Origin of the sequence: Arsenophonus sp. ENCA, from assembly GCF_002287155.1 — a bacterium.
Classification (GTDB): Bacteria; Pseudomonadota; Gammaproteobacteria; order Enterobacterales; family Enterobacteriaceae; genus Arsenophonus; species Arsenophonus nilaparvatae.
The window spans coordinates 1-4,812 of the sequence record NZ_NHNG01000391.1 but is presented as its reverse complement, the minus strand read 5'-3'; the positions used below and the strand labels follow the sequence as shown (position 1 = coordinate 4,812).

At 38.7% G+C, this 4,812-nt stretch carries 6 protein-coding genes; 5 read left to right on the top strand and 1 reads right to left on the bottom strand.

The genetic code is table 11. The features are described 5' to 3' along the window. The 4 genes from CBG25_RS10260 to hemB all read left to right on the top strand — a co-directional run. A partial coding sequence (locus CBG25_RS10260; RefSeq protein WP_290603757.1) for a transposase occupies window positions 1-372 on the top strand: 372 nt, incomplete at its 5' end. A 218-nt stretch (window positions 373-590) separates the two neighbouring features. Beyond that, window positions 591-1,736 (top strand): PLP-dependent aspartate aminotransferase family protein, encoded by a 1,146-nt coding sequence (locus CBG25_RS10255; RefSeq protein ID WP_290606465.1) that lies wholly within the window; start codon window positions 591-593, stop codon window positions 1,734-1,736. Window positions 1,737-1,762: 26 nt separating this feature from the next. Continuing rightward, on the top strand, window positions 1,763-3,181 hold the full coding sequence (locus tag CBG25_RS10250) for a Na+/H+ antiporter NhaC family protein (protein WP_290606464.1): 1,419 nt from the start codon (window positions 1,763-1,765) through the stop codon (window positions 3,179-3,181). 142 nt (window positions 3,182-3,323) lie between these two features. After that, complete coding sequence (gene hemB, locus CBG25_RS10245; protein ID WP_290606462.1) at window positions 3,324-4,301, top strand: porphobilinogen synthase; 978 nt, start codon at window positions 3,324-3,326, stop codon at window positions 4,299-4,301. 30 nt (window positions 4,302-4,331) lie between these two features. Here the strand turns inward: hemB and CBG25_RS10240 are convergent, their stop codons facing one another. Next, window positions 4,332-4,631, bottom strand: a complete 300-nt coding sequence (locus CBG25_RS10240) for a CrcB family protein (RefSeq protein ID WP_290606461.1) — start codon at window positions 4,629-4,631, stop codon at window positions 4,332-4,334. On the opposite strand from CBG25_RS10240, the gene CBG25_RS10235 reads away from it, so the two are divergent. Next, on the top strand, window positions 4,616-4,812 hold a 197-nt coding region (locus CBG25_RS10235; RefSeq protein WP_290604058.1), incomplete at its 3' end, for a hypothetical protein. The two genes, CBG25_RS10240 and CBG25_RS10235, sit on opposite strands and share 16 nt — an antisense overlap.

Genomic DNA, 4,812 nt, shown 5'->3' with positions numbered 1-4,812 from the left:
AGCACCCACGACAGTCAGCATTTCGAAAGGGTCATTGACAAGGCCAACACCAATCGCAATATCTACGCCGACCGAGGCTATCCCTCTGCGGAGCGGGAAGCTTGGCTGAAGGCAAACGGCTATAGGAGCCAGATTCAGCGTAAAGGCCATCGAAACAAACCGTTGTCCAAGACTCAGCAAGGGCGAAACCACAGGATTGCAAAGACTAGGGCACGGGTTGAACATGCATTTGCGGCGATGGAACAAATGGGTAGAAAACTGATCCGCACCATTGGACAGGTGCGCGCTAATTTTGCCATGACGATGATGGCAGCATGTTACAACCTAAAGCGGTTGGCGTACTTCCAGAGCGCGTGCATCGTGGCTTTCTGACGCCCAGAATGGGTCAAATGGCCCTAGCCAGGGCAATGTGCGATAGAATCAGTAGCGTGATAATCAAAAAAAATCTAATTATTTAGAATGAAAGCCAAGGGTTAATTGAAAATCTTGAGTTTTTCGAGGTGCCCTAGTGTAATTCTATCCATTTATACAACTATACTTATTGTCATATAATGAATTAACGCTGATTAGAAAAAAATATAAGGATTATAATGGCAAAATTTTCAACTATTTTAATTCATGGTGGGAACCAGCTTGATAAAGCTAATAACGCGCTTTTTCCGACTATCACCACAGCAAGTAGTTTTATTCAACAAAATATTGATGTAAATGGTGAGTTTAGCTATTCAAGAATTAAAAATCCAACTCGCTATGCATACGAAACGTTACTAGCCGATATTGAAAAAGGTATTTATGCTACCGCAACCGCATCAGGTGTCGCTGCAACATTACTAGTATTAAATTTGCTACCACAAAACTCTCATATTATTGCCATGCAAGGTGTGTATGGCGGTACTTACCGTATATTTGAAAAGTTAATCAAAGAAACAAGTGGTCATCAAGTTGATTATATTGATCTCAATAATCTCCAACTAGTCAAACAGCATTTACGCAATAATACCCGTCTGATTTGGATAGAAAGCCCTACTAATCCGCTATTAGAACTTGTTGATATCAGTAAAATTTGTCAGTTGGCAAAAGAAAATAACATCATAACCTGTGTCGATAATACTTTTGCTACTGCCTGGAATCAAAAACCCCTTAAATTAGGCGCTGATATTGTCATGTTGTCTACCAGTAAATACATAGGCGGACACTCAGACTTAATCGGTGGCGCCGTTATCACTAATCAATCTACAATAGCCGATAAAATTGATGTAATTAAAACAACCATCGGTGCTATTGCTTCACCTTTTGATGCTTATCTTGCATTAAGGGGATTAAAAACTTTAGATCTTCGCATGACAAGACAATGCGCTAATGCACTGACAATTGCCAAGTTTTTAAATAATCATCGTAATATCACAAAAGTATACTATCCAGGGCTATCAGATAATCCCCAGTATCATATTTGTCAGACACAAATGAAAACTGGTGGCGCTGTTGTTACCATTAACATTAATGGCAATCGAGATAACGTAAAAAATATTATCAGCAAATTGCAATATTTTGTTCTGGCCGAGTCATTAGGTGGTGTTGAAAGCATGGTAAATCATTCAGCAACCATGTCTCATGCCGCTATGACTGAAGATGAAAGAGTAAAAATGGGCATTTACGATACAACATTACGTCTATCCGTAGGGATAGAAGATATTGACGATCTACTTAACGATTTAGAGCAAGCACTTAATTTTTAATACTCAGCTAGAGACAGGGTATCGCAATGAATGACTACGGAATTTGGACAGTAATTACGCCGCTTATCACTATTATACTCGCGATAATAACACGTCAAGTGATCTTATCATTATTGATAGGTATTTTAGTTGGTTATACCGTTATTAACGATCACAATATTTTGTTAGGCATTCAAGCAACACTAACAGGAATTATTGCTACTTTTGCCTCCCCCGGCAATACACAAACTATTATTTTTATTTTGTTAATTGGCGGAATTATGCGGTTAATTAGCGTCACCGGCGGTGTTAGAAGCTTAGTATATTTACTAACCAATAAAACGCGTTTAATAAAAAATAAAAAAGCAATTCAACTGCTAGCCATGTTTATTTCAATAATCATTTTTATTGAGAGTTCTATTAATCAATTAGTCGCTGGTGCTTCCACTAAAAATATTGCTAGATATTATGGTGTTTCCGCAGAAAAAATGGCCTATATTATTCAAACCTCTGGTGTCTCTGTATGTTCTTCTGTCATGATCAATGGTTGGGGAGCGGCCATGATGGGAGTTATTGGTGTACAAATTTCTAAAGGTTTTATCTCTGGCGAACCATTCGAAATCCTTGCTACCGCTATGCCATATAATATTATGGCTTGGTTATCACTAGCTTCAGTACTATTTTATATCCTCACCGATTATTCATGGGGGCCGATGAAAATAGCTGAACAAAAAGCGATTGCCAATCAACATCGATCTCATCAGCCATCTTCCATTACTGATGAGGAAGTCATTAATCATCCAGCAACCAAAACTGTATTGAACTTTTTTATTCCTATTCTGGCAACGGTTTTAATGGTACCTATCGCTCTATATATCACCGGTAATGGCGAGTTCACTAAAGGCAGTGGCTCAACCTCAGTTTACTGGGCAGTTATGTTTGGTACTTTAGTCTCGTTTATCTGGTTTTTAGCCCGCCGCATTTTGACGATCGAAAGTTTCTTTAAGGAAATTTATATCGGTTATGCCAGCATGATCAAAATTAGCTCAGTGATGATTTTAGCTTTTTTAATGGGCAATGTTTCTGCCGATCTTAATACTGGTGCTTATATTGCACAAATTTCTTCAGGCGTGTTGCCGGCAGGGTTTTCGATAGCTTTCATTTTCTTAATCAGCGCTATCATGTCATTAGCAACCGGTACTTCGTGGGGAACTTTTGCTATTATGATCCCAATTGGCGTGCAATTAGCGCTTTCCGTTAATATGCCTACCGAATTAATGATCGGAGCAGCAATTACCGGCTCGATTTTTGGTGATATGACTTCGCCAATTTCTAGCGACGCCATCGTTGCTTCAATGGCAACTGATTGTGATCATATTGAACATATCAGAACCCAGATGTCTTATGCTATTGTTACCGCAATAATCGTATTAATTATTTATCTCTATTTAGGATTCAGCCAATAAGACAAAATGGCATGTATAGAGAAACAGCGCTATCAATAAAGATGTAAGATGAATTAATAGCATTTATAATACGATGCAAATATTATTATTAAAAAAATTATATGATTAATTATAATTTATGTAGCAATAGCAAGGAGAAGGTGTGCAATATCAACAGCCTATTCGTCGTTTAAGGCGATTACGTCAAACAGAAGCAGTTCGCGCTTTATTTAAAGAAACAATTTTAACGCTAAATGATCTTATATTGCCCATTTTCGTGGAAGAAGAAATTAAAGATTATCAGCCTATTGCAACTATGCCTGGAATTTTTCGTATCCCGGAACACAAGTTACCTTATGAAATCGAACGGATCGCTAAAGCCGGGCTCAAGTCAGTGATGTTATTTGGTATTTCCCATCATCTTGACGAAACAGGTAGCGATAGCTGGCAAGAGAATGGTTTAGTTGCCCGTATGTCAAAAACCTGCAAGGATAGCGTACCCGATATGCTAGTCATGTCAGATACTTGTTTCTGTGAATACACCTCTCACGGCCACTGTGGTGTTTTAGGTAGCAATGGCGTTGATAATGACGCAACATTACTCAACCTCGGCCGACAAGCAGTCACTGCGGCAAATGCTGGTGCTGATTTTATTGCGCCCTCTGCCGCAATGGACGGGCAAGTCAAGGCAATTCGTGAGGCGCTGGATAAAGCAGGTTTTACTAATACCGGTATTATGTCCTATTCAACCAAATTTGCATCTAACCTTTATGGCCCTTTTCGCGAAGCGGCAGGCTCTTGCTTAATTGGTGATCGTAAAAGTTATCAAATGGATCCAATGAATCGTCATGAAGCAATTAGAGAATCATTGATAGATGAGCAAGAAGGCGCTGAGGTTTTAATGATAAAACCTGCTGGTGCTTATCTCGATATTATTCGTGATATTCGTGAGCGAACCGAACTACCATTAGCAGCTTACCAGGTCAGCGGTGAATATGCCCAAATTAAATTTGCTGCTCAAGCAGGCGCGATTAATGAAATCGATGTTGCGCTAGAAACATTAGGTGCCATCAAACGTGCCGGTGCTAATCTGATTTTGAGCTATTTTGCGTTAGATTTAGCAGAAAAAGAGTGTCTTTAAGCAATTTAGGTTGACAAAAATTGTCAGATGCTAGCGATTCTGAATTAATTGATAAATCACTATACCAAGGTAAGTTACCAATAAGGTACTAACCACATGAATTAAGATTTCCAAAAATCCATGATAGTAGCGCTGTTGCTGAAAGGAGAGCATAACTTCCAATGAAAAGGTAGAAAAAGTTGATAAACCACCACAAAAACCGGTCATTACCATCAATCGCCACTCAGGTGATAGGGTATAATGGTCACGAGTTTCGCAGTCTCTAAAAAAGAAGTATAAATTTAAAAACAAGAAAAAATAAGGATGTTCATATTTTGTCCGGTTATCCATGCATTAAAGATATCTATAAAATATTCTTGCAAGTAAGCAGTGTAAGATACTCTAGTTTGGCGTTATCAGAAGTCAGCCCATCGCCTTTATCTCATGACACGGTTAGCCGATGGTTAAAAAGTAGATGTTTCCGCCCTAAAGACCTATGGCGATTAGTTGAACCTTCTATAGACAAAAAAAG

Coding starts and splice junctions, on each gene's coding strand:
- CBG25_RS10240 (WP_290606461.1), bottom strand. CDS start 4,631: ATGGATAACCGGACAAAATATGAACATCCTTATTTTTTCTTGTTTTTA.
- CBG25_RS10250 (WP_290606464.1), top strand. CDS start 1,763: ATGAATGACTACGGAATTTGGACAGTAATTACGCCGCTTATCACTATT.
- CBG25_RS10255 (WP_290606465.1), top strand. CDS start 591: ATGGCAAAATTTTCAACTATTTTAATTCATGGTGGGAACCAGCTTGAT.